Source organism: Salmonella sp. SAL04202, from assembly GCF_046550775.1.
Lineage (GTDB): Bacteria > Pseudomonadota > Gammaproteobacteria > Enterobacterales > Enterobacteriaceae > Salmonella > Salmonella enterica.
In genome coordinates this window covers 1-23,786 of record NZ_JBGDXK010000012.1, presented here as the reverse complement: position 1 = coordinate 23,786, position 23,786 = coordinate 1, and the positions used below count along the sequence as shown (strand labels likewise).

23 protein-coding genes and 2 pseudogenes are annotated in these 23,786 nt (G+C 53.9%); 14 read left to right on the top strand and 11 right to left on the bottom strand.

Annotated features, from left to right (window positions below; all coding sequences use genetic code 11):
- The first annotated feature begins 67 nt into the window (after nucleotides 1-67).
- Nucleotides 68-286 (top strand): protein SlyX, encoded by a 219-nt coding sequence (locus ACLJQJ_RS22990; protein WP_001152701.1) that lies wholly within the window; start codon nucleotides 68-70, stop codon nucleotides 284-286.
- 192 nt (nucleotides 287-478) lie between these two features.
- On the opposite strand, the gene slyD is transcribed toward ACLJQJ_RS22990, so the two are convergent.
- The 4 genes from slyD to kefG form a co-directional block, all read right to left on the bottom strand.
- Complete coding sequence (gene slyD / locus ACLJQJ_RS22985; protein ID WP_000861341.1) at nucleotides 479-1,069, bottom strand: peptidylprolyl isomerase; 591 nt, start codon at nucleotides 1,067-1,069, stop codon at nucleotides 479-481.
- Between the two features lie 94 nt (nucleotides 1,070-1,163).
- The gene (locus ACLJQJ_RS22980) at nucleotides 1,164-1,364 is read right to left on the bottom strand and encodes a YheV family putative zinc ribbon protein (RefSeq protein ID WP_001007735.1); all 201 of its coding nucleotides are present in this window, start codon (nucleotides 1,362-1,364) and stop codon (nucleotides 1,164-1,166) included.
- A 9-nt stretch (nucleotides 1,365-1,373) separates the two neighbouring features.
- On the bottom strand, nucleotides 1,374-3,179 hold the full coding sequence (gene kefB, locus ACLJQJ_RS22975) for a glutathione-regulated potassium-efflux system protein KefB (protein ID WP_000398133.1): 1,806 nt from the start codon (nucleotides 3,177-3,179) through the stop codon (nucleotides 1,374-1,376).
- Nucleotides 3,179-3,730, bottom strand: coding sequence for a glutathione-regulated potassium-efflux system ancillary protein KefG (gene kefG / locus ACLJQJ_RS22970; protein ID WP_000081820.1), 552 nt, complete (start codon nucleotides 3,728-3,730; stop codon nucleotides 3,179-3,181). Before kefG ends, kefB begins: the two co-directional genes overlap by 1 nt.
- A gap of 265 nt (nucleotides 3,731-3,995) precedes the next feature.
- On the opposite strand from kefG, the gene ACLJQJ_RS22965 reads away from it, so the two are divergent.
- Nucleotides 3,996-5,903: an ABC transporter ATP-binding protein gene (locus tag ACLJQJ_RS22965; RefSeq protein WP_000634765.1), complete on the top strand. Its 1,908-nt coding sequence runs from the start codon at nucleotides 3,996-3,998 to the stop codon at nucleotides 5,901-5,903.
- Nucleotides 5,904-5,918: 15 nt separating this feature from the next.
- Nucleotides 5,919-6,064: pseudogene (locus ACLJQJ_RS22960) on the top strand (LysR family transcriptional regulator); the annotation flags it as partial.
- Between the two features lie 76 nt (nucleotides 6,065-6,140).
- Here ACLJQJ_RS22960 and ACLJQJ_RS22955 read toward each other — a convergent pair.
- A complete protein-coding gene (locus ACLJQJ_RS22955) occupies nucleotides 6,141-6,452 on the bottom strand; it encodes a monooxygenase (protein WP_000047690.1) in 312 nt (103 codons plus the stop codon).
- A 197-nt stretch (nucleotides 6,453-6,649) separates the two neighbouring features.
- On the opposite strand from ACLJQJ_RS22955, the gene ACLJQJ_RS22950 reads away from it, so the two are divergent.
- Genes ACLJQJ_RS22950 through ACLJQJ_RS22940 form a run of 3 tightly spaced genes read left to right on the top strand, consistent with a single transcriptional unit; the run spans nucleotide 6,650 to nucleotide 8,853 of the window.
- Nucleotides 6,650-7,717 (top strand): hydrolase, encoded by a 1,068-nt coding sequence (locus ACLJQJ_RS22950; protein WP_001214115.1) that lies wholly within the window; start codon nucleotides 6,650-6,652, stop codon nucleotides 7,715-7,717.
- On the top strand, nucleotides 7,714-7,932 hold the full coding sequence (locus tag ACLJQJ_RS22945) for a YheU family protein (protein ID WP_000586568.1): 219 nt from the start codon (nucleotides 7,714-7,716) through the stop codon (nucleotides 7,930-7,932). The genes ACLJQJ_RS22950 and ACLJQJ_RS22945 overlap by 4 nt, the downstream gene beginning before the upstream one ends.
- A gap of 51 nt (nucleotides 7,933-7,983) precedes the next feature.
- Nucleotides 7,984-8,853: a phosphoribulokinase gene (locus ACLJQJ_RS22940; RefSeq protein WP_001274690.1), complete on the top strand. Its 870-nt coding sequence runs from the start codon at nucleotides 7,984-7,986 to the stop codon at nucleotides 8,851-8,853.
- A 95-nt stretch (nucleotides 8,854-8,948) separates the two neighbouring features.
- Here the strand turns inward: ACLJQJ_RS22940 and ACLJQJ_RS22935 are convergent, their stop codons facing one another.
- The gene (locus ACLJQJ_RS22935) at nucleotides 8,949-9,353 is read right to left on the bottom strand and encodes an OsmC family protein (RefSeq protein WP_001148919.1); all 405 of its coding nucleotides are present in this window, start codon (nucleotides 9,351-9,353) and stop codon (nucleotides 8,949-8,951) included.
- Nucleotides 9,354-9,660: 307 nt separating this feature from the next.
- On the opposite strand from ACLJQJ_RS22935, the gene crp reads away from it, so the two are divergent.
- Both crp and ACLJQJ_RS22925 read left to right on the top strand, forming a co-directional pair.
- Complete coding sequence (crp, locus tag ACLJQJ_RS22930) at nucleotides 9,661-10,293, top strand: cAMP-activated global transcriptional regulator CRP (protein WP_000242758.1); 633 nt, start codon at nucleotides 9,661-9,663, stop codon at nucleotides 10,291-10,293.
- A 48-nt stretch (nucleotides 10,294-10,341) separates the two neighbouring features.
- Nucleotides 10,342-12,429, top strand: coding sequence for a YccS/YhfK family putative transporter (locus tag ACLJQJ_RS22925; protein ID WP_000269311.1), 2,088 nt, complete (start codon nucleotides 10,342-10,344; stop codon nucleotides 12,427-12,429).
- A 42-nt stretch (nucleotides 12,430-12,471) separates the two neighbouring features.
- Here the strand turns inward: ACLJQJ_RS22925 and ACLJQJ_RS22920 are convergent, their stop codons facing one another.
- From ACLJQJ_RS22920 to ppiA, 5 genes are all read right to left on the bottom strand, one after another.
- Complete coding sequence (locus ACLJQJ_RS22920) at nucleotides 12,472-13,689, bottom strand: aspartate aminotransferase family protein (protein ID WP_000190021.1); 1,218 nt, start codon at nucleotides 13,687-13,689, stop codon at nucleotides 12,472-12,474.
- Between the two features lie 85 nt (nucleotides 13,690-13,774).
- Entirely contained in the window at nucleotides 13,775-14,338 is a 564-nt protein-coding gene (pabA, locus tag ACLJQJ_RS22915; protein WP_000601879.1) for an aminodeoxychorismate synthase component 2, read from the bottom strand.
- 31 nt (nucleotides 14,339-14,369) lie between these two features.
- Complete coding sequence (locus ACLJQJ_RS22910; protein WP_001280665.1) at nucleotides 14,370-14,972, bottom strand: putative adenosine monophosphate-protein transferase Fic; 603 nt, start codon at nucleotides 14,970-14,972, stop codon at nucleotides 14,370-14,372.
- Nucleotides 14,962-15,129, bottom strand: coding sequence for a YhfG family protein (locus ACLJQJ_RS22905; protein ID WP_001519136.1), 168 nt, complete (start codon nucleotides 15,127-15,129; stop codon nucleotides 14,962-14,964). Before ACLJQJ_RS22905 ends, ACLJQJ_RS22910 begins: the two co-directional genes overlap by 11 nt.
- Nucleotides 15,130-15,237: 108 nt before the next feature.
- Nucleotides 15,238-15,810 (bottom strand): peptidylprolyl isomerase A, encoded by a 573-nt coding sequence (gene ppiA, locus ACLJQJ_RS22900; RefSeq protein WP_000920481.1) that lies wholly within the window; start codon nucleotides 15,808-15,810, stop codon nucleotides 15,238-15,240.
- Between the two features lie 276 nt (nucleotides 15,811-16,086).
- Between ppiA and tsgA the strand changes: the two genes are divergently transcribed.
- From tsgA to ACLJQJ_RS22870, 6 genes and pseudogenes are all read left to right on the top strand, one after another.
- A complete protein-coding gene (tsgA, locus tag ACLJQJ_RS22895) occupies nucleotides 16,087-17,268 on the top strand; it encodes an MFS transporter TsgA (protein ID WP_063809658.1) in 1,182 nt (393 codons plus the stop codon).
- Between the two features lie 317 nt (nucleotides 17,269-17,585).
- Nucleotides 17,586-20,129, top strand: coding sequence for an NADPH-nitrite reductase large subunit (gene nirB / locus ACLJQJ_RS22890; protein WP_023231896.1), 2,544 nt, complete (start codon nucleotides 17,586-17,588; stop codon nucleotides 20,127-20,129).
- Nucleotides 20,126-20,452 (top strand): nitrite reductase small subunit NirD, encoded by a 327-nt coding sequence (gene nirD, locus ACLJQJ_RS22885; protein WP_000084814.1) that lies wholly within the window; start codon nucleotides 20,126-20,128, stop codon nucleotides 20,450-20,452. Before nirB ends, nirD begins: the two co-directional genes overlap by 4 nt.
- A gap of 182 nt (nucleotides 20,453-20,634) precedes the next feature.
- The gene (nirC, locus tag ACLJQJ_RS22880) at nucleotides 20,635-21,444 is read left to right on the top strand and encodes a nitrite transporter NirC (protein WP_000493576.1); all 810 of its coding nucleotides are present in this window, start codon (nucleotides 20,635-20,637) and stop codon (nucleotides 21,442-21,444) included.
- Nucleotides 21,445-21,455: 11 nt separating this feature from the next.
- Nucleotides 21,456-22,829: a siroheme synthase CysG gene (gene cysG, locus ACLJQJ_RS22875; protein ID WP_000349886.1), complete on the top strand. Its 1,374-nt coding sequence runs from the start codon at nucleotides 21,456-21,458 to the stop codon at nucleotides 22,827-22,829.
- Between the two features lie 328 nt (nucleotides 22,830-23,157).
- A pseudogene (locus ACLJQJ_RS22870) lies at nucleotides 23,158-23,786 on the top strand (autotransporter adhesin BigA); the annotation flags it as partial.

Below are 23,786 nucleotides of genomic sequence, written 5' to 3'. Positions count from 1 at the left end.
TGGTTGCTGTGAAAGCCGGTAAAGTTAAGTAGAATCCGCCGACGGAGACAACATAAAGAGGTACATCATGCAGGATATCACGATGGAAGCTCGTCTGGCTGAACTGGAAAGCCGTCTGGCGTTCCAGGAGATTACCATAGAAGAACTAAACCTGACGGTAACCGCACATGAAATGGAGATGGCGAAGCTGCGCGATCATCTGCGTTTGCTCACGGAAAAGTTAAAAGCCAGTCAGCCGTCAAATATCGCCTCTCAGGCAGAAGAAACGCCGCCGCCGCATTATTGAGACGAAAAAAAAGCGGGGTTAACCCGCTTTTTTTGTGCCCGATGATTTATCGAACCAATGATAATACCCTAAGGATTTCGAGTCACGGCAAGGCGGCAAGCTTGAAAATTCCCCGGGAGCATAGATAACTATGTGTGTGACCGGGGTTTGAAAGCGTAGCCAACACCGCGGTGGCTTGAAAGACGACGGGGATTAATGGCAACCGCAGCCGCCTTTACCACCACCACCGCAGCAGCCTTCGCCGCCGTGCTCGTGACCATGGTCATGACCATGACCGCCACAGCAGCCGTCTTCACCGTGATCGTGGTGGTGATCGTGCGCGCCGTGAACATGACCGTGAGCCAGTTCTTCTTCAGTCGCTTCACGAATCGCAACAACTTCTACGTTAAATTTCAGATTCTGGCCCGCCAGCATGTGGTTACCATCAACCACAACGTGATCGTCTTCCACTTCGGTAATCTCTACCGGTACCGGGCCCTGGTCGGTTTCCGCCAGGAAACGCATCCCTACCTGCAGTTCATCAACGCCCATAAAGACGTCTTTAGGCACACGCTGCACCAGATTTTCGTCATACTGACCGTAAGCGTCGTTCGCGCCAACAGCGACATCAAATTTGTCGCCAACTTCATGGCCTTCCAGCGCGGTTTCCAGACCAGAGATCAGGGAGCCGTGACCGTGCAGGTAATCCAGCGGCGCACTCACCGGAGACTCATCAACCAACACACCGTCTTCTGTACGTACCTGATAGGCCAGGCTGACCACCAGGTCTTTTGCTACTTTCATGATATCTCCTGAGCATGGGAAGAATAGTGGCGCAGATTGTAGCGGAATTCTGCAGCCGTGTACCCCTTAGCTTAAAAAAACCTGCGGCATATCGCTAGTCCGGATGAAAAATCCCGATCACTTGCTCTTCTTTGCGAACATGCTCGCGAACGTCTTTATCCGCTTCCCGCATTTGATGCCCGCACTTAACGCATTCAACAATATCGACATTATTTTCACGCCACATCGCCATTGTGTCCTGCGCCTGACAGGCCGGACATTTCGCGCCTGCAATAAAACGTTTACGGATTGCCATTGTTCACCTCTACTCAAATTCATCCCAGCCATCCAACTGGCGCCGTTCCTGTTGCATTTCGCGCTGAAAAATCTCCTCCAGCTCGCGTCGGGCCTCTCTGGCGCGCGAAATCTGTACCATGTCGCTATGCTCCGGGATCAGCTCCCGCAACATTCGCATATCCAGCCGGCGAAAATGCAACTGCGCGCGTTGCGCCTGATGCGGATGCATACCTAACGACACCAGAGTTTTACGTCCCAGTTCCAGCGCGCTGGAAAACGTTTCACGGGAAAACTGCGTGACGCCAGCCTGTAATAACTCATGGGCCTCCACACGTCCACGCGCTCGCGCAAGAATATGCAGATGAGGAAAATGCTGCTGACACAGCGCCACCAGCTTCATCGTGTCTTCCGGTTCATTACACGTGATGACTATCGACTCCGCCGCTTCCGCGCCCGCAGAACGCAGCAGCTCGACTTGTGTAGCGTCGCCGTAATACACTTTATAACCATATTTGCGCATCAGATTAACGGCGCCGATATCGCGTTCCAGCACGGTGATACGCATCTTATTCGCCATCAATAAGCGAGCGATCACCTGACCAAAACGACCAAAGCCGACGACAATTACCTGGGGCTTATCATCCTCAACCCACGGCTTTTCATCATTCTCTTCCGGGCCATTAAGACGGCGCGATAACCACTTATCAATCCCTTTCATCAGTAGCGGCGTGGTCATCATTGATAATGTGACAGTCACCAATAATAACGCCATCTGATCGCCCTGAAACAGGCGCTGAGAAGAGGCGGTAGAAAAGAGCACAAAAGCGAACTCGCCCCCCTGACTCAGCACGCTGGCAAACTGCATCCGTTCAGAACTTCTTATTCCATATAGCCGCGCCAGCAGATACAGCGTCAGCATTTTTATGACGACCAGAATAACAACGCTCGCCGCCACCCACAGTAAATGGGTATAAAGTACGCCGAGATTTAGCGACATACCGACGGAGATAAAGAACAGCCCAAGCAGTAAACCTTTAAAGGGATCGATAGCATTTTCCAGCTCATGCCGGTATTCGCTCTCTGCCAGTAAAACGCCGGCAATGAAGGTTCCCAGGGCCATCGACAGTCCCAGCGCATCCATAAATAAGGCGGCGCTCAACACCAGCAACAGCGTCGCGGCAGTGAAGACCTCCCGCACGCCGGACGCAGCAATAAAACGAAATACCGGGCGCAACAGGTAACGACCGCCAATCAGCATTACCGCGAAAGCCAGTACCTTCATTGCCACTTTAAACCAGTCGAAATGCTCGTCGGCCGATCCCGCCAACAAAGGCACCAACGCCAGCGCGGGGATCACCGCTAAATCCTGAAACAGTAAGACGGAAAACCCTAACTGCCCGGACTCGCTACGGTTCATGCCTTTCTCGCGCATCAGTTGTAGCGCCATCGCCGTCGAAGACATCGCCAGGCCAATCCCGCCGACGACCGCCGCCTGCCATAAGAAATCAGCAAGCATCAATAATCCCGCCAGCACCGCCGCGCTTAACAGCACCTGAGCAGCGCCGACGCCGAAGATAGAGCGCCGCAGTTGCCAAAGCCGGGACGGATTGAGTTCGAGACCAATGATAAACATCAGAAACACGACGCCCAGTTCGGAAAAGTGCAGGATCTCGTCAACGTCGCTGATAAATCCCAGCCCCCACGGACCGATGGCGATTCCCGCCAGCAAATACCCTAGCACCGCGCCGATGCCCAGCCTGGCGGCTAACGGCACCGCCGCTACCGCTGCGAAGAGGAACAACACTCCCGCGGTCAATAAATCAGCACCTTCCATCAATAGCCTCCCGCGCTCACAGGATTCGCCAGCCACTCGCCATAGGCTTTCGCATGACTGGCCAGCGTCTGCGGCGACTGGCGGCGCGCCCAGTACACAATAATGGGCGGCATCCAGTGCATCCGGCACATGGCCGCGGTCAGTTCAAAAGGGCGGAGTACATCGCTCATTGGATAGCGGTTTAGCGCGTCATACCGGTAAGCGCTCTCCGGCTCGCCGGTCGTAATCACGCTACGCCAGTACTTTCCCACCAGTTGGTTTCCCCCTGGTCCGCTGGCGAACCCTCGACTCAAAACGCGATCAAGCCATTCTTTCAGTAAAGCCGGACAGCTATAGGTGTAAAGGGGATGCTGAAAAACAATGACGTCGTGCTCACGTAACAGGGCTTGTTCATAGGGCGTATCGATAAAAAAATCAGGATAGCGCGCATAAAGATCGTGCACGGTTACGTTATTGTGCTGTATGGCCGGTTTAAGCAGTACCCGGTTAGCAACCGAGTCCTGAGATTCCGGATGGGCATACAACAGCAAGACTTTCGCTGGCTGAGACATCAATCCCCCTCCCGGTTGTTTTGGGTCGATACATGCCATTCTTCAGGCCGCTTCTACGTTGACAGCGTTTGTTCAACTCAGAAACGTACTCCATGTCCGCCGCTGGGGATTAATGAGAGATATTCTTGTCCCTCACCAAAGGCGGCCTGAATGATTTTGTGTATCGTTGTTGTTTTGAGCTACCATTGCGCTCCAGCGCGGCGGTACGCCCGAATATTACATTATCATAATGATAAATTAACATAGTCTGAACATACGGCGCCTTATGATTGTTTTCTCCTCGTTACAAATTCGTCGCGGCGTGCGCGTCCTACTGGACAATGCCTCGGCTACCATTAATCCAGGCCAGAAAGTCGGCCTGGTGGGTAAAAACGGCTGCGGTAAATCTACCCTGCTGGCATTGCTAAAAAATGAAATCAGCGCCGATGCCGGGAGTTTTACCCTGCCCGGAACCTGGCAATTAGCGTGGGTGAATCAGGAAACACCTGCGTTGCCTCAGCCAGCGATTGAGTATGTCATTGACGGCGACCGTGAATACCGGCAGCTGGAGGCGCAGCTTAACGACGCCAACGAACGTAACGACGGACATGCTATCGCCTCCATACATGGCAAGCTGGACGCCATCGACGCATGGACCGTTCGTTCGCGCGCCGCCAGCCTGCTACACGGTCTCGGCTTCTCTAACGATCAGCTGGAACGTCCGGTCAGCGACTTTTCCGGCGGCTGGCGGATGCGCCTTAACCTGGCCCAGGCGCTGATTTGCCGTTCCGATTTACTGCTGCTCGACGAACCGACCAACCACCTCGATCTGGATGCCGTTATCTGGCTGGAAAAATGGCTGAAGAGCTATCCGGGCACCCTGATTCTGATCTCCCACGATCGCGACTTTCTTGACCCGATAGTGGATAAAATTATCCATATCGAACAGCAGACTCTGTTCGAGTACACCGGCAACTACAGCGCGTTTGAAGTTCAGCGCGCCACGCGCCTGGCGCAGCAGCAGGCGATGTATGAGAGTCAGCAGGAGCGTGTGGCGCATCTGCAAAGCTACATCGACCGTTTCCGCGCCAAGGCCACCAAGGCCAAGCAGGCGCAAAGCCGTATCAAGATGCTGGAGCGTATGGAGCTGATTGCCCCGGCTCATGTCGACAACCCGTTCCATTTCAGCTTCCGCGCGCCGGAAAGCCTGCCGAACCCGCTGCTGAAGATGGAAAAAGTCAGCGCAGGTTATGGCGATCGCATCATTCTGGAATCCATCAAGCTGAACCTGGTGCCCGGCTCGCGTATCGGCCTGCTGGGCCGCAACGGCGCGGGGAAATCGACGCTGATCAAGCTGCTGGCGGGCGAACTGGAGCCGCTACATGGTGAAATTGGCCTCGCCAAAGGCATTAAGCTCGGCTACTTCGCCCAGCACCAACTGGAGTTCCTGCGCGCGGATGAATCCCCGCTGCAACATATGGCGCGTCTGGCGCCGCAGGAACTGGAGCAGAAGCTGCGCGACTATCTCGGCGGCTTCGGTTTCCAGGGCGACAAAGTAACGGAAGAGACGCAACGCTTCTCTGGCGGCGAGAAAGCGCGTCTGGTGCTGGCGCTGATCGTCTGGCAACGTCCAAACCTGCTGCTGCTCGATGAACCGACCAACCACCTGGATCTCGACATGCGTCAGGCGCTCACCGAAGCGCTGATTGATTTTGAAGGCGCATTGGTCGTCGTGTCGCACGACCGCCACCTGATTCGCTCCACCACTGACGACCTCTATCTGGTGCACGACAAAAAGGTCGAGCCGTTCGACGGCGACCTGGAAGATTATCAGCAGTGGCTGAGTGACGTGCAGAAGCAGGAAAACCAGGCCGACGACGCACCGAAGGAAAACAACGCCAACAGCGCCCAGTCACGCAAAGATCAGAAGCGTCGCGAAGCCGAGCTACGCACTCTGACGCAGCCGCTGCGTAAAGAGATTACCCGTCTGGAAAAAGAGATGGAAAAGCTCAACGCCCAGTTAGCGCAGGCGGAAGAGAAGCTCGGCGACAGCAGCCTGTATGACCCCAGCCGTAAAGCGGAGATGACCGAGTGTCTGCAACTGCAGGCCAGCGCCAAATCCGGGCTGGAAGAATGTGAAATGGCATGGCTTGAGGCGCAGGAGCAGCTTGAGCAGATGATGCAGAACGACTAACGCGCGGGGCGGGCGATGAACCTGTCAATCACTGATGACATTACCTTCCGCAAGCTCACCATCTTCATGATGTTTGTGGAAAAGGGTAACATCGCCCGACCGCCGAGGCGCTGCACACGCTGAAAGAGAACGTTCGTTGTCCGCTGTTCGTCCATAAAGGCCTCTTCGGTACTCGTCCCGGTATAAAGATTACCGTTGCGGTCGGCAGCACCGGAACAGAAGCCTGCGTTATGTGATTTAGCGGCAAAGGTTGCCGTGATTTATTTTCGTCAGCGCGTCGTTCACGCCAAATAATGTAAACGTCACCTCATCAACGCCAAGATTTTTCAGACGCGCAGTGTGTTTTTTAATATAAGCCTGCGCCGTTTCTTCGGATTCAAACAAGTAAATGCCGCCAGCTTGCTGGTTTTTCTCGCTTTCTGTCCAGATTTTCCAGATGAAGCCCGGCTCCTCATTGATAGACTCCGCCAGCCCGACCAGTTGCTGAGTCATCTCCTCGCCAAAAGGGCCGCTAAAGTTAAAATGGATCTGTAAAAGTGTTTTCGACATGCCTTCTCCTTGAGTCACATAACTATCGTGTTGCCACACTACCACGATTAATTCGGCTGATGCAGAGGTTCACGCGATTTCTGTGGGGTATTGCGCGCGCCTTGCATACCGCCCCCTCTGGTGAAATGAGGCGCAATTTTATTTCGCCAGACGACCAATTGAACGTAAAATCACATATTGACTAATCTGTGAACCTTATGCGCGGTATAGTATTGTTTCCAATTATCAATTGTTCTGGTGCTATGGTTGAGATCACGTCTACAGAAATGACCCCGCCTGTCAATGACTCGCATGAATTTATTCCCATGCGTGGCATTCGTAATCGCCATTTACAAACTATGCTGCCGCGCTTAATCCGCCGCAAAGTGAAGTTCAACGCCCACTGGCAGCGGCTGGAGCTACCGGACGGCGATTTTGTCGATCTGGCATGGAGCGAAGAACCGCAACAGGCAAAGCATAAACCGCGGCTGGTGGTCTTTCACGGTCTGGAAGGCAGCCTGAACAGCCCCTATGCCCACGGGCTGATTGAGGCGGCGCAAAAGCGCGGTTGGCTGGGCGTGGTGATGCACTTTCGCGGCTGTAGCGGCGAACCCAACCGTCTGAATCGTATTTACCACTCCGGTGAAACGGAGGACGGAGCCTGGTTTTTACGCTGGTTACAGCGGGAGTTCGGCGCCGTTCCGACAGCCGCCGTGGGCTATTCGCTCGGCGGTAATATGCTGGCGTGCCTGCTGGCGAAAGAAGGCCGCGATATTCCCATCGAGGCGGCGGTGATTGTTTCTGCGCCCTTTGTTCTCGAAGCCTGTAGCTACCATATGGACAAAGGGTTTTCCCGCGTCTATCAGCGTTATTTGCTTAATCTGTTAAAAGCGAATGCGTCACGCAAGCTGGCGGCGTACCCCGGGTCGCTGCCGGTGAATCTGGCGCAACTGAAATCAATGCGCCGTATTCGCGAGTTTGACGACCTGATCACCGCGAAAATTCACGGCTTTGCCGACGCCATCGACTACTATCGTCAGTGTAGCGCCATGCCGTTGCTTAACCAGATTGCTAAACCGACGCTGATTATTCACGCTAAAGACGATCCGTTTATGGATCATCATGTGATCCCTAAAGCGGAAGATCTGCCCCCGCAGGTGGAGTATCAGCTAACTGAGCATGGCGGACACGTAGGATTTATCGGCGGTACGCCGCTGCGCCCTGAAATGTGGCTGGAACGCCGAATTCCTGACTGGCTGACAACGTACCTGGAGGCGTCATCATGATCATTCCCTGGCAGGGGCTCGCCCCCGACACGCTGGACAACCTGATCGAAAGCTTTGTGTTGCGCGAAGGCACCGATTATGGTGAACATGAACGTTCGCTTGAACAAAAAGTCGCTGACGTAAAACGCCAACTGCAATCCGGCGAGGCCGTGCTGGTATGGTCTGAATTACATGAAACGGTCAATATTATGCCGAAAAAGCAGTTTCGCGAATAAAACGCCTTTGCCGACAATACATTATTACTAAAGCTCAATCATGGAGTTGCCATGTCAGCCAAACATCCGGTGATAGCAGTAACAGGGTCAAGCGGCGCGGGGACCACCACCACCAGCCTCGCGTTTCGTAAAATTTTCGCGCAGTTAAATCTGCACGCCGCCGAGGTGGAAGGCGACAGTTTTCATCGTTACACCCGCCCGGAAATGGACATGGCGATCCGCAAAGCGCGTGACGCCGGGCGGCATATCAGCTATTTCGGGCCTGAAGCCAATGACTTCAGCCTACTGGAACATACCTTTATTGAGTACGGGCAGACGGGTAAAGGCCAGTCGCGTAAATATCTGCATACCTATGATGAAGCCGTACCGTGGAATCAGGTTCCCGGCACGTTTACGCCCTGGCAGCCGCTTCCCGAACCGACCGATGTGCTGTTTTATGAAGGACTGCATGGCGGCGTCGTCACCCCGCAACATGATGTCGCGCGTCATGTTGATCTGTTGGTTGGCGTGGTGCCTATCGTCAACCTCGAGTGGATTCAGAAACTGATTCGCGACACCAGCGAGCGCGGACACTCCCGTGAAGCGGTGATGGATTCCGTGGTGCGTTCCATGGACGACTACATCAATTACATTACGCCGCAGTTCTCGCGTACCCATATTAACTTCCAGCGCGTACCGACCGTCGATACATCCAATCCGTTCGCCGCAAAGGGTATTCCCTCGCTGGATGAGAGTTTTGTGGTGATCCATTTCCGCAACCTGGAAGGGATCGATTTTCCCTGGCTCCTGGCGATGCTCCAGGGCTCGTTTATTTCTCACATTAATACATTAGTGGTGCCGGGCGGCAAAATGGGGCTGGCGATGGAGCTGATTATGTTGCCGCTGGTGCAGCGATTAATGGAAGGCAAAAAAATCGAATAACCGCGGTGAAATGCCCGATGGCGCTACGCTTATCGGGCCTACGAGATAAAAACGGGTAGGCCGGATAAAGCCACGCCGCCATCCGGCATCACATGTTACGCCGCAATCACTTCATACGAATGGGTAATATTGACCGCTTTTTCCAGCATTAGCGCCACCGAGCAATATTTTTCCGCGGAGAGATCGACAGCGCGCGCGACGGCAGCCTCTTTCAGATCGCTGCCGGTAACGATAAAATGCAGATTAATGTGCGTAAACAGGCGCGGCGCGTCTTCCCGGCGCTCGGATGTCAGCTTCACTTCGCAGTTGGTGACATTCTGACGGCCCTTTTGCAGGATTGATACCACATCAATAGCGCTACATCCGCCAGCCGCCATTAATACCATCTCCATCGGGCTCGGCGCTTTGTCACCGGAGTTACCATCCATTAAAATCTGGTGGCCGGAGGAGGACTCTCCGAGGAACGTGAGCCCTTCAACCCACTTTACACGCGCTTGCATATTTCGTAACTCCAATGTTTCAATTTTCCTGAAAGATTACGCGCATACAACAAAAGTCGCAATGGAAGGCGACCTGGGTCATGCTGAAGCGAGACACCAGGAGACACACGGCGAAAGCTATGCTAAAACAGACAAGATGCTACAGTAATACATTGACGTACTGCATGTATGCAGAGGACATCACATTACAGGCTACAATCTATTTTCGTAGCCCCCTTCCCAGGTAGCGGGAAGTATATTTTTGCAACCCCAGAGACAGTGCCGTTTTCTGGCTCTGGAGACAGCTTATAACAGAGGATAACCGCGCATGGTGCTTGGCAAACCGCAAACAGACCCGACTCTTGAATGGTTCTTGTCTCATTGCCACATTCATAAGTACCCGTCAAAGAGCACGCTGATTCACCAGGGTGAAAAAGCAGAAACGCTGTACTACATCGTTAAAGGCTCCGTGGCAGTGCTGATCAAAGATGAAGAAGGGAAAGAAATGATCCTTTCTTATCTGAATCAGGGTGATTTTATTGGTGAACTGGGCCTGTTTGAAGAAGGCCAGGAACGCAGCGCCTGGGTACGTGCGAAAACCGCATGTGAGGTCGCTGAAATTTCCTACAAAAAATTTCGCCAATTAATCCAGGTCAACCCGGATATTCTGATGCGCCTCTCTTCCCAGATGGCTCGTCGCTTACAAGTCACCTCTGAAAAAGTAGGTAACCTCGCCTTCCTTGACGTCACCGGGCGTATCGCTCAGACGCTGCTGAATCTGGCGAAACAGCCCGATGCCATGACGCACCCGGATGGGATGCAGATCAAAATCACCCGTCAGGAAATCGGCCAGATCGTCGGCTGCTCCCGCGAAACCGTTGGTCGTATTTTGAAAATGCTGGAAGATCAAAACCTGATCTCCGCGCATGGCAAGACCATCGTCGTCTACGGCACCCGTTAATTCCGTCAGAATGGCGCGTTTTATCATGCGCCATTTTTGTTTGCATCGATGTGGCGAAGACTGATTTATCACCCAGAGATTAATTACGCACTACGGCAAACGCTGGTGCTGTGCCTGCCTGTGGCTGTTGGTTTATTGATAGGCCAGCTACACCTGGGCTTGCTTTTCTCTCTCGTTCCCGCCTGCTGCAACATTGCAGGTCTGGATACCCCGCACAAACGCTTTTTTAAACGCCTGATCATCGGCGCGTCGCTGTTCGCCGGATGCAGTCTGGTAACGCAACTTCTGCTGGCGGAATCCATCCCCCTGCCGTTGATCCTGACCGGGCTCACGCTAGTGCTTGGCGTGACGGCGGAAATTAGCCCGCTTCACGCGCGGCTACTGCCAGCGTCGCTGATTGCCGCCATCTTTACCCTGAGTCTTGCGGGATACATGCCCGTCTGGGAGCCGCTGCTCATTTATGCGCTGGGCACGCTATGGTACGGCGTGTTTAACTGGTTTTGGTTCTGGCTATGGCGCGAACAGCCGCTGCGCGAGTCATTGAGTTTGTTATACCGTGAACTGGCCGATTATTGCGAAGCGAAATACAGCCTGCTCACCCAACATATTGATCCGGAAAAAGCGCTGCCTCCCCTGCTGATACGCCAGCAAAAAGCGGTCGATCTCATTACCCAGTGTTACCAACAGATGCATATGCTTTCGGCGCACAACAATAATGATTACAAGCGTCTACTGCGGGCTTTTCAGGAAGCGATGGATTTGCAGGAGCACATCTCCGTCAGCTTGCATCAGCCGGAAGAGGTACAGAAACTGGTAGAACGCAGCCATGCGGAAGAGGTGATTCGCTGGAATGCGCAAACGGTCGCCGCCCGTCTGCGCGTGCTGGCGGATGACATTCTTTATCATCGTCTGCCGACGCGCTTCTCCATGGAAAAACAGATTGGCGCTCTGGAGAAGATCGCCAATCAGCATCCTGAAAATCCGGTAGGCCAGTTCTGCTATTGGCACTTCAGTCGAATCGCCCGTGTGCTGCGTACTCAGCGGCCGCTGTACGCCCGCGACCTGATGGCCGATAAACAGCGTCGTCTGCCGCTACTTCCGGCGCTGAAAAATTATATGTCTCTAAAATCGCCGGCGCTACGCAACGCCGGACGCATCAGCGTGATGATGAGCATCGCCAGTCTGATGGGCAGCGCGTTGCACCTGCCTAAACCGTACTGGATACTCATGACAGTGCTGTTTGTCACCCAAAACGGCTATGGCGCGACGCGCGTACGTATTCTGCACCGTTCGGTCGGAACGCTGGTCGGCCTGGTGATTGCCGGCGTCACGCTGCACTTACATATTCCCGAAAGCATTACGCTGGCGGTCATGCTGGTACTAACGCTGGCAAGTTATCTGATTATTCGTAAAAACTACGGCTGGGCGACGGTCGGCTTTACGGTGACGGCGGTATACACCATCCAGTTACTGACGTTAAACGGAGAGCAGTTTATTGTGCCGAGGCTGATCGATACGCTGATTGGCTGTTTAATTGCCTTTGGCGGCATGGTCTGGCTGTGGCCGCAATGGCAAAGCGGGCTATTACGTAAAAACGCCCATGATGCGCTGGAAGCCGATCAAGAAGCTATCCGACTGATCCTCAGTAACGATCCGCAGGCCACCCCGCTCGCTTATCAAAGAATGCGGGTCAACCAGGCGCATAATACGTTATTCAACTCGTTAAATCAGGCAATGCAGGAACCCGGATTCAATACCCACTATCTGTCGGATATGAAACTGTGGGTCACGCACAGCCAGTTTATTGTCGAGCATATCAACGCTATGACGACGCTGGCGCGGGAACACACCATGCTGACGCCTGATCTGGCGCAGCGCTATCTGGAATCTTGCGAGATTGCGATTCAGCGCTGCCAGCAGCGCCTGGAGTATGACAGGCCAGGCGGCTCCGGCGATGTCAATATTCTGGAGTCGCCGGACATGCCGTCACATGGCTTATTGAGCACTCTGGAGCAACATTTACAGCGCATCATTGGCCATCTGAACACCATGCACACCATTTCGTCGATGGCCTGGCGTCAGCGTCCGCATCACGGTATCTGGCTGAGTAAGCGGCTACGGGATACAAAAGGTTAAGACCGACTGCCGGATGCGCTACGCTTATCCGGCAATCCGCCATCAGGCAACCACCTTCCCTACCGCCTGCGCAAAGCGCTGCATTCCTTCATTGATATCCGCCTCTTCCACCACCAGCGACGGGGCAAAACGCATCACGTCGGCTCCGGCATTGAGCACCATCACGCCGGCCTCCGCGCCTGCGTACAGAAAATCGCGCGCCCGACCTTTGTACTCCGGTTTCAGTTCCGCGCCAATCAGCAGCCCCATGCCGCGAATATCGCTGAAAATGTCAAATTGCTCGTCAATCGCCTGCAAATGTTGCACAAACTGTTGCCGCTTAGTGTGAATGCCTTGTAGTACCTCTGGCGTATTAATAATATCGAATGCCGCGCCAGCCACCGCACAGGCCAGCGGATTACCGCCATAGGTTGAACCATGCGAACCGACATGGAAGGCCGAGGCGATCTCCTGCGTGGTCAGCATGGCGCTCACCGGAAAACCGCCGCCTAACGCTTTGGCGCTGGTGAGGATATCCGGCGTGACGCCGTAGTGCATATAGGCAAACAGGTCTCCGGTGCGCCCCATCCCACACTGCACTTCATCAAACACCAGCAACGCCTGATGCTCGTCACACAGGTCGCGTAACCCTTTGAGGAATTCCGGTGTAGCCGCCTGCACGCCGCCTTCACCCTGAATCGGCTCGACCACCACCGCGCAGGTGTGGTCATCCATTACCGCTTTCACCGCATGAAGATCGTTGAAGGGAACGTGAATAATATCGGCGGGTTTTGGCCCAAAGCCGTCGGAATATTTCGGCTGCCCGCCTACAGAGACGGTAAACAAGGAACGGCCATGAAAGGCGTTATGGAAGGCAATGATTTTCGTTTTGAACGGGCTATGGCGCACGCAGGCATAATGACGCGCCAGTTTAAAAGCGGTTTCGTTCGCTTCGGTGCCGGAATTCATAAACAGCACGCGCTCGGCAAACGTGGCGTCGATCAGTTTACGTCCCAGACGCAACGCCGGTTCATTGGTAAAAACGTTACTGGTATGCCACAAGGTTTCCCCCTGGGATTTCAGCGCCTCGACCAGTGCCGGATGGCAATGGCCCAGCGCAGTCACTGCAATCCCGCCGGCAAAATCGATATACTCTTTGCCCTGCTGATCCCATACGCGGCTGCCTTTACCTTTGACCGGAATAAAGTCCGCCGGTGCATAAACAGGCAGAATCACCTCATCAAAAGTTGCGCGCGTAATAGCCGTTTGTTCAGTTGCCATATCATTACCACCCGGTTAAGTAGAAATGCCAGTGAAATTATAATCACAAAATATGAATAAAAAATCACTCAATAGCAACCACAAATCAACGCCGGAGGAAATTTTCCAGCAGAGCGTGTCCTTGTTCGCTGAGAATACTTTCCGGGTGGAACTGCACGCCTTCCAGATCCCACTCGCGGTGGCGAATGCCCATAATCTCCTGCGTTTCGCTCCAGGCGGTGATCTCAAAACACTCTGGCAACGTGGCAGGGTCGACAATCAGCGAGTGGTAACGTGTCACGGTTAACGGGCTGGGCAATCCCCGAAACACGCCCTGTCCATTATGCGTAACAGGTGACGTTTTACCGTGCATCACTTTCGCTGCCCGCACCACCGACGCGCCAAAGGCCTGCGCCATCGCCTGATGACCCAGGCAAACGCCCAGCATCGGAATACGTCCGGCATAATGGCGGATGACCGCCAGTGAAATGCCAGCGTCATTCGGCGTACAGGGGCCAGGAGAGATAACGATTTTTTGCGGGTTCAAAGCGTCAATGTGCGCCAGCGTCAGCGCATCATTGCGCCGGACCTGTACTTCCGCGCCCAGTTCACAAAAATACTGGTAGAGGTTCCAGGTAAAGGAATCATAGTTATCGATAAGCAGGATCATGGCGGCTCCGGGTGAGTAGAACCGCACTATTTTACTCAGTTTCGCGAGCTTCGCTTATCGCTTTCTGAAAAATCGCCTGCAAAGCGGAGAGATCGCCCATCGCGCCGCTCTGGTTCGCCTGCTTCCATGTTTCAACCGCAATACCTTGCCAACTCAGCGCATAGCCTGCATGTAACGCCAGCTGTTCAAAGAAGATGCGCTGCGCCAGCCCGCTCCCCAAACGAAACGGATGAAGCACGTTAATTTCACAGTAGTAATGCGCCAGCCGCTCGACAAACTTCTCGTGCGCCAGACCGACCAGATAGCCCTCTTCTTCCAGATCCTGCATCAGAGCGTTGCCCTCTTTTTCGATATAGGCAAAGTGGCAGAAACGGGTATCGCCCTGGTAAATATCGACCTCCCGCAGTTGCCCTGCCCAGTCGAAAATATCCTGATAGAGCTGGCGATGAATCGCGCACAGATGAGGCAAGCCGCGTATCAGCGGCCCCAGTTCAATCGTGGCGGCACGGAGCGCGGTCATTTCATATGCCGCTTGCGCCAGTCGCTGGGCCTGATGAATCCCCAGCCGATTACGCATCACATTCAGCCCCGGATAGAGGTACGGATCGCGCCCTTCGCCAAATTTATCGCTCATAGTGCCTCCGAAGCTCGTCAAGACGTGCCAGCGCTTCATCGGCGGTCAGAGTTACTAAGGGGATCTCAATACCTTCGAGACGGCGGCTTTGCTGGAAGTTAACGTTGCGCCGCTGTTCCCAAAAGCGTGACTTTTGTTTATCGGTAAGTTTCTTCACCGGGCCTCCCTGAATATGTCTGTGCTTGACCACAAGTATAAGCAGCAATTTCAGGTTACGCTGAGACAGGGAGAAAACGCGGGCGGCTCGCGCCCGCGCAGGCATGTTTTATGGCAGGACTTTCGCGGAAAGGATAACGACTGGTTTTGTCGGCACATTCTGATAAGGCCCGACATCGTGCGTCGGTACCTGTGAGATTTTATCGGCGACATCCATACCTTTTACCACTTTACCAAATACCGCATAGCCAAAGTCGCGCTGGCCGTGGTCGAGAAAAGCGTTATCCGCGACGTTAATAAAGAACTGGCTGGTGGCGCTGTCTTTATCTGCGGTGCGCGCCATCGCGATCGTGCCGCGAGTATTACGCAGACCGTTGTCGGCTTCATTCTTAATCGGCGGATTCGGTTTCTTCTGCTGCATCTGCTCGTTAAAACCACCGCCCTGAATCATAAAGCCAGGAATAACGCGGTGAAACGTAGTGTTGTTATAGAAACCACTGTTGACGTAATCGACAAAGTTTTTCACAGAAATCGGCGCTTTCTGGCTGTTCAGCTCCAGCTCAATATTCCCGGCGGAGGTGGTTAACAGCACATGAGGATCGCCTTTTGCTGCCAACGCTACGGGAGAAAGAGCAGAAAGAGCGAAAACAGCTGCGACAGCCGCCAGAGTCGATTTGAGCATGAGATTTCCTTAAAGAGAGCAGAAATAAAGCAAGTGGAATGATTCTAAAGAGCCTTCCTGGGCCAGGCCAGCCCTTTACCTAATTTTACGTACATGAAACAAATGTAACGTTACGACGCAACGCCTTGTCCTTGCAATATGATGTGACAAACATCACATTAAAAAATGTAATGAACATTACTATCACTAATAATTATTTAAATACATCACAAAAACGCCTAAAATCTGCCCGCTTAACGCGCCCTCCACGCGCTTCACTTCTCTTCAAGGCCAGACATGACTAACAGCAACCGCATCAAGCTCACATGGATCAGCTTTCTTTCCTACGCCCTGACCGGGGCGCTGGTGATTGTCACCGGGATGGTGATGGGAAATATCGCAGACTATTTTCATCTGCCCGTTTCCAGCATGAGTAACACCTTTACTTTCCTGAACGCCGGGATTTTGATCTCGATCTTCCTCAATGCGTGGTTGATGGAAATCATCCCGCTGAAAACACAGCTACGCTTTGGTTTTATCCTGATGGTGCTGGCGGTGGCCGGGCTGATGTTCAGCCACAGCCTGGCGTTGTTCTCAGCGGCGATGTTTGTGCTGGGGCTGGTCAGCGGGATCACCATGTCGATTGGCACCTTCCTGATTACGCAACTGTATGAAGGGCGTCAGCGCGGTTCCCGACTGCTGTTTACCGACTCCTTCTTCAGCATGGCGGGGATGATTTTTCCTATGGTCGCCGCCTTCCTGCTGGCGCGTAGTATTGAGTGGTACTGGGTCTACGCCTGCATCGGCCTGGTCTACCTGGCGATTTTCATCCTGACCTTCGGCTGTGAATTTCCGGCGCTGGGTAAACATGCGCAGCACTCTCAGGCGCCTGTCGTCAAAGAAAAATGGGGCATTGGCGTACTGTTTCTGGCCATCGCCGCGCTGTGCTATATCCTCGGTCAATTAGGCTTTATCTCCTGGGTGCCGGAATACGCCAAAGGCCTCGGCATGAGCCTGAATGACGCCGGGGCGCTGGTGAGTGATTTCTGGATGTCCTATATGTTTGGCATGTGGGCGTTTAGCTTTATCCTGCGCTTTTTCGATCTGCAACGCATTCTGACCGTACTGGCGGGTATGGCGGCGGTACTGATGTATCTGTTTATTACCGGCACGCAGGCGCATATGCCGTGGTTTATTCTGACGCTGGGCTTCTTCTCCAGCGCCATTTATACCTCCATCATTACGCTGGGATCGCAGCAAACGAAAGTGGCCTCGCCTAAGCTGGTTAACTTTATTCTGACCTGCGGCACCATAGGAACGATGCTGACCTTCGTCGTCACCGGCCCGATTGTGGCGCACAGCGGTCCACAGGCGGCGCTACTCACCGCGAATGGCCTGTATGCGGTGGTCTTTGTGATGTGCTTTGCGCTCGGCTTTGTGTCCCGTCATCGCCAGCATAGCGCGCCGGCTACGCATTGATAATGATTGCCGGATGGCGCCGCGATGCGTCTTATCCGGCCTACAGCGTAAGCTGTTGGTAGGCCGGATAAGGCGACGTCGCCCTCCGGCACTCTATCCCCCTCCTGACGAGGTAGGCCTGTTGGTCTAAAAACCCCTCATTTTGTATGTTATTTGTACAAACATGAAAAGTCTGACAATTCCGCCACTTATAAAAATTCAGACAAATCAGCCATATACCCATTAAGAGGTATATAAAGGTGAATTTGATTTACATCAATAAGCGGGGTTGCTGAATCGTTAAGGTAGGCGGTAATAGAAAAGAAATCGAGGCAAAAATGAGCAAAGTCAGACTCGCTATTATCGGTAATGGTATGGTCGGCCACCGCTTTATTGAGGATCTCCTTGATAAATCCGACGCTAGCCTGTTCGACATTACCGTGTTCTGTGAAGAACCCCGTAAAGCCTATGACCGTGTCCACCTGTCATCCTACTTCTCTCACCACACCGCGGAAGAGCTCTCTCTGGTGCGTGAAGGATTTTACGAGAAGCACGGCGTGAAGGTACTGGTTGGCGAACGCGCAATTACCATTAACCGTCAGGAGAAAGTGATTCACTCCAGCGCGGGTCGTACCGTTTATTATGACAAGTTGATCATGGCGACTGGCTCTTATCCGTGGATCCCGCCGATTAAAGGTTCGGAAACGCAGGACTGCTTCGTTTACCGCACCATTGAAGATCTCAACGCCATTGAGTCTTGTGCGCGCCGTAGCAAACGTGGTGCTGTCGTCGGCGGTGGTCTGCTGGGCCTAGAAGCCGCCGGTGCGCTGAAAAACCTCGGCGTTGAAACCCACGTGATTGAATTCGCTCCGATGCTGATGGCTGAACAGCTGGATCATATGGGTGGCGAGCAGTTACGTCGCAAAATTGAAAGCATGGGCGTGCGAGTGCACACCAGCAAAAACACGAAAGAGATTGTCCAGGAAGGCGTCGAAGCGCGCAAAACCATGCGTTTTGCCGATGGTAGCGAACTGGAGGTCGACTTTATCGTTTTCTCTACCGGTATTCGTCCACGCGACAAACTGGCTACCCAGTGCGGTCTGGACGTCGCTCCGCGCGGTGGGATCGTGATTAACGACACCTGCCAGACGTCTGACCCGGATATCTACGCTATCGGCGAGTGCGCCAGTTGGAACAACCGCGTTTACGGTCTGGTCGCACCAGGCTATAAAATGGCCCAGGTCGCCGTTGACCATATCCTCGGCAGTGAAAACGCCTTTGAAGGGGCGGATCTCAGCGCCAAGCTGAAGCTGCTGGGCGTGGACGTCGGCGGCATCGGCGACGCGCATGGCCGCACGCCGGGCGCGCGTAGTTACGTTTACCTCGATGAAAGCAAAGAAGTCTACAAACGTCTAATTGTCAGCGAAGATAACAAAACGCTGCTCGGCGCAGTACTGGTCGGCGACACCAGCGATTACGGCAATTTGCTGCAACTGGTACTGAACGCCATCGAACTGCCGGAAAACCCGGATTCGCTGATCCTGCCGTCGCACGCGGGCAGTGGTAAACCCGCTATCGGCGTGGATAAACTGCCGGACAGCGCGCAGATCTGCTCCTGCTTCGATGTGACTAAAGGCGATCTGATCGCCGCTATCAATAAAGGCTGCCATACCGTGGCGGCGCTGAAAGCGGAAACCAAAGCCGGAACCGGCTGCGGCGGCTGCATCCCGCTGGTGACGCAGGTACTGAACGCCGAACTGGCGAAACAGGGTATTGAAGTCAACAACAACCTGTGCGAGCACTTTGCTTATTCTCGTCAGGAACTGTTCCACTTAATCCGCGTGGAAGGTATCAAAACCTTTGAAGAACTGCTGGCGAAACACGGTAAAGGCTACGGCTGCGAAGTGTGTAAGCCAACCGTCGGTTCGCTGCTGGCGTCGTGCTGGAACGAATACATCCTCAAGCCGCAGCACACGCCGCTACAGGATACTAACGATAACTTCCTGGCGAATATCCAGAAAGACGGCACCTACTCGGTGATCCCGCGCTCGGCAGGCGGTGAAATCACCCCGGAAGGTCTGGTGGCCGTGGGGCGTATCGCCCGCGAGTTTAACCTCTATACCAAAATCACCGGTTCTCAGCGTATCGGTCTGTTTGGCGCGCAAAAAGACGATCTGCCGGAAATCTGGCGTCAGCTGATTGAAGCGGGCTTCGAAACCGGTCACGCGTATGCCAAAGCGCTGCGGATGGCGAAAACCTGCGTCGGCAGCACCTGGTGCCGCTACGGCGTGGGCGACAGCGTCGGTTTCGGCGTGGAGCTGGAAAACCGCTACAAAGGCATTCGTACCCCGCACAAAATGAAATTCGGCGTCTCCGGCTGTACCCGTGAATGTGCGGAAGCGCAGGGCAAAGATGTGGGTATCATCGCCACGGAGAAAGGCTGGAACCTGTACGTCTGCGGTAACGGCGGCATGAAACCGCGTCATGCGGATCTGCTGGCAGCCGATCTCGATCGCGACACGCTGATCAAGTACCTCGACCGCTTTATGATGTTCTACATCCGTACCGCCGATAAGCTGACGCGTACCGCGCCGTGGCTGGATAACCTGGAAGGCGGCATCGAGTATCTGAAGTCGGTCATCATCGACGACAAGCTAGGCCTGAACGAACATCTGGAAGAAGAGATGGCGCGCCTGCGTGCAGCGGTGGTCTGCGAGTGGACAGAAACCGTTAACACGCCAGCGGCGCAGGTTCGCTTTAAGCACTTTATCAACAGCGACAAACGCGACCCGAACGTCCAGGTTGTGCCTGAACGTGAACAGCATCGTCCGGCCACGCCGTATGAACGTATCCCGGTCACTCTGGTGGAGGAAAACGCATGAGTCAGTGGCAAAACATCTGCAAAATCGATGATATCCTGCCGGGAACCGGCGTCTGCGCGCTGTCAGGCGGCGAACAGGTGGCGATTTTCCGTCCTTACCATAGCGATCAGGTGTTCGCGATCAGCAACATCGACCCGTTCTTTGAGGCCAGCGTGCTGTCTCGTGGGCTGATTGCGGAACACCAGGGCGAACTGTGGGTCGCCAGCCCGTTGAAAAAGCAGCGCTTCCGCCTGAGCGATGGTTTATGCATGGAAGATGAGCAGTTCTCTGTGAAACATTACGACGCGCGGGTGAAAGACGGCGTGGTGCAGTTGCGCGGTTAATTATTTTTGGGAGGCGCAACGCCTCCCCTTTTTTGACGTACTTGTAGGTCTTTTATTGGTAGGCCTGATAAGCGTAGCGCCATCAGGCAATTGCAAAAGCACATTGCCGGATGGCGGCATAAATGCCTTATCCGGCCTACGGTTACGATTTTTTTTATTTTTTGTACTTCAAGGATAATCAAATGTTTACAGACACTATTAATAAGTGTGCGGCTAACGCTGCGCGCATCGCACGCCTGTCGGCGAATAATCCGCTCGGCTTCTGGGTCAGTTCGGCAATGGCCGGGGCTTATGTCGGTCTCGGCATCATTCTTATTTTCACCCTCGGCAATCTGCTCGACCCGTCAGTGCGTCCTTTGGTGATGGGAGCAACCTTCGGTATCGCCTTAACGCTGGTCATCATCGCCGGTTCCGAACTGTTTACCGGCCACACCATGTTCCTGACGCTAGGCGTCAAAGCAGGCACCATCAGCCACGGTCAAATGTGGGCTATCCTGCCGCAAACCTGGCTCGGCAACCTGGTCGGTTCCGTCTTTGTCGCCCTGCTTTACAGCTGGGGCGGCGGCAGTTTGTTGCCGGTCGATACCAGCATCGTTCACTCAGTCGCGCTGGCGAAAACCACCGCGCCCGCCACGGTACTGTTCTTCAAAGGCGCGCTGTGTAACTGGCTGGTTTGTCTGGCAATCTGGATGGCAATCCGCACCGAAGGCACGGCAAAATTTCTTGCTATCTGGTGGTGTCTGCTGGCGTTTATCGCTTCCGGCTACGAGCACTCCGTCGCGAATATGACGCTGTTCGCCCTCTCCTGGTTTGGTCATCACAGCGACGCCTATACCCTGTCCGGAATCGGACACAACCTGTTATGGGTCACTCTGGGTAATACTTTGTCCGGCGTCGTGTTCATGGGATTGGGTTATTGGTATGCTACGCCGAAATCGGAGCGTCCTGTTCCGCAAAAAACCAACCAAATTAAGGTTACAGCTAACCATTAAGGGGTAATGTCGTGGACCATTTGCCTATATTTTGTCAATTACGCGACCGCGACTGTCTGATCGTCGGCGGTGGCGATGTCGCAGAACGCAAAGCACGATTACTGCTGGAAGCAGGCGCACGTTTAACGATCAATGCGCTAACCTTCATTCCACAGTTCACCGTATGGGCAAATGAAGGCATGTTGACTCTGGTTGAGGGTCCGTTCGACGAAACGCTTCTCGACTCGTGTTGGCTGGCGATCGCGGCCACTGACGACGATACCGTCAACCAGCGTGTCAGCGACGCGGCGGAGTCACGCCGTATCTTCTGCAACGTGGTGGATGCGCCGAAAGCCGCCAGCTTTATCATGCCCTCCATTATTGACCGCTCGCCGCTGATGGTCGCCGTCTCCTCGGGCGGCACTTCCCCGGTGCTGGCGCGTCTGCTGCGCGAGAAGCTGGAATCGCTGCTGCCGCAGCATCTGGGGCAGGTCGCGCGCTATGCCGGGCAACTCCGCGCCCGAGTGAAAAAGCAGTTTGCCACGATGGGCGAGCGTCGTCGCTTCTGGGAGAAATTTTTCGTCAATGACCGGCTGGCGCAGTCGCTGGCGAATGCCGATGAGAAAGCGGTTAACGCGACAACCGAACGCCTGTTTAGCGAACCGCTGGATCACCGTGGCGAAGTCGTGCTGGTCGGTGCCGGGCCGGGCGATGCCGGACTGCTGACGCTGAAAGGGTTACAACAAATCCAACAGGCGGATATCGTGGTTTACGATCGCCTCGTCTCCGACGACATTATGAACCTGGTACGCCGCGATGCCGATCGGGTCTTTGTGGGGAAACGCGCAGGTTACCACTGCGTCCCACAGGAAGAAATCAACCAGATCCTGCTGCGTGAAGCGCAAAAAGGTAAACGCGTGGTACGCCTGAAAGGCGGCGATCCCTTTATCTTTGGTCGCGGCGGTGAAGAGCTGGAAACGCTGTGTCATGCCGGTATTCCTTTCTCGGTAGTGCCGGGGATTACCGCGGCTTCCGGTTGCTCCGCCTACTCCGGTATTCCGCTAACCCATCGCGATTACGCACAGAGCGTACGTCTGGTCACGGGTCACCTGAAAACCGGCGGCGAACTGGACTGGGAAAACCTGGCGGCAGAAAAACAGACGCTGGTGTTCTACATGGGGCTGAATCAGGCAGCGACTATCCAGGAAAAACTGATCGCATTCGGTATGCAGGCCGATATGCCGGTTGCGCTGGTAGAAAACGGTACCTCTGTGAAGCAACGCGTCGTCCACGGTGTGCTGACGCAGCTTGGTGAATTAGCGCAACAGGTTGAAAGCCCGGCGCTGATTATCGTTGGCCGGGTCGTTGGCTTACGCGATAAATTAAATTGGTTCTCTAATTATTAATTAAAATAACGCCCTGAATAACAGGGCTTTATTTTACAACTACTCGTAATCTCAAATTATTTTTACTTAAAAGTGAATTAAGAAATCAACTTTAAATACACCAGAAAAATTTAAATAGTAATAATTCTGCCTAAAAACCCTTTTACTCGTCAAATTCACCCCTTATTCATTCATACAATAAATAACACCGTTAAGCACTCAATTTGACCTGACCTGGTTATCGGGTGATAAAATAAACACTAAAGCATAATTTTTCTTCTGGCCATTTCATCATTGCCTGTACCGCTCTCTGCATATGTTTAGTACGCAAGGAAAATATTAATTAAGGATGAACCCTATGCAAAAGAAAAAACTTATTTCTATCGCTATCGCTTTAACGCTACAAAGTTATTACATTCCGGCCATCGCCGCAGAAAATAACGATGATGAAAAAGAATGTCCCAGTAATATCTCCTCCCTGCCTAAAGAAAAACGCGCAAAACTCTCACCGACCTGCCTTGCTACACCTGAAAATGATAATCACTGGGGCTGGGTTGCTGGCGGCGTTGCTGCACTGGTCGCAGGTGTGGCTATTGGCGTTGAAAATAACGGTGGCGGAGATTCTAATCATTCTTATACCCCCCCTACGCCCGATAATGGCGGCGACGTTACCCCACCCGACGATGGCGGCAACGTCACCCCGCCTGACGATGGCGGCGATGACAATGTGATCCCGCCCGACGATAGCGGCGATGACGATGTAACCCCACCCGATGATAGCGGCGATGACGATGTAACCCCACCCGACGATAGCGGCGATGACGATGTAACCCCGCCCGACGATAGCGGCGATGACGATGTAACCCCGCCCGACGATAGCGGCGATGACGATGTAACCCCGCCCGACGATAGCGGCGATGACGATGTAACCCCGCCCGACGATAGCGGCGATGACGATGTAACCCCGCCCGACGATAG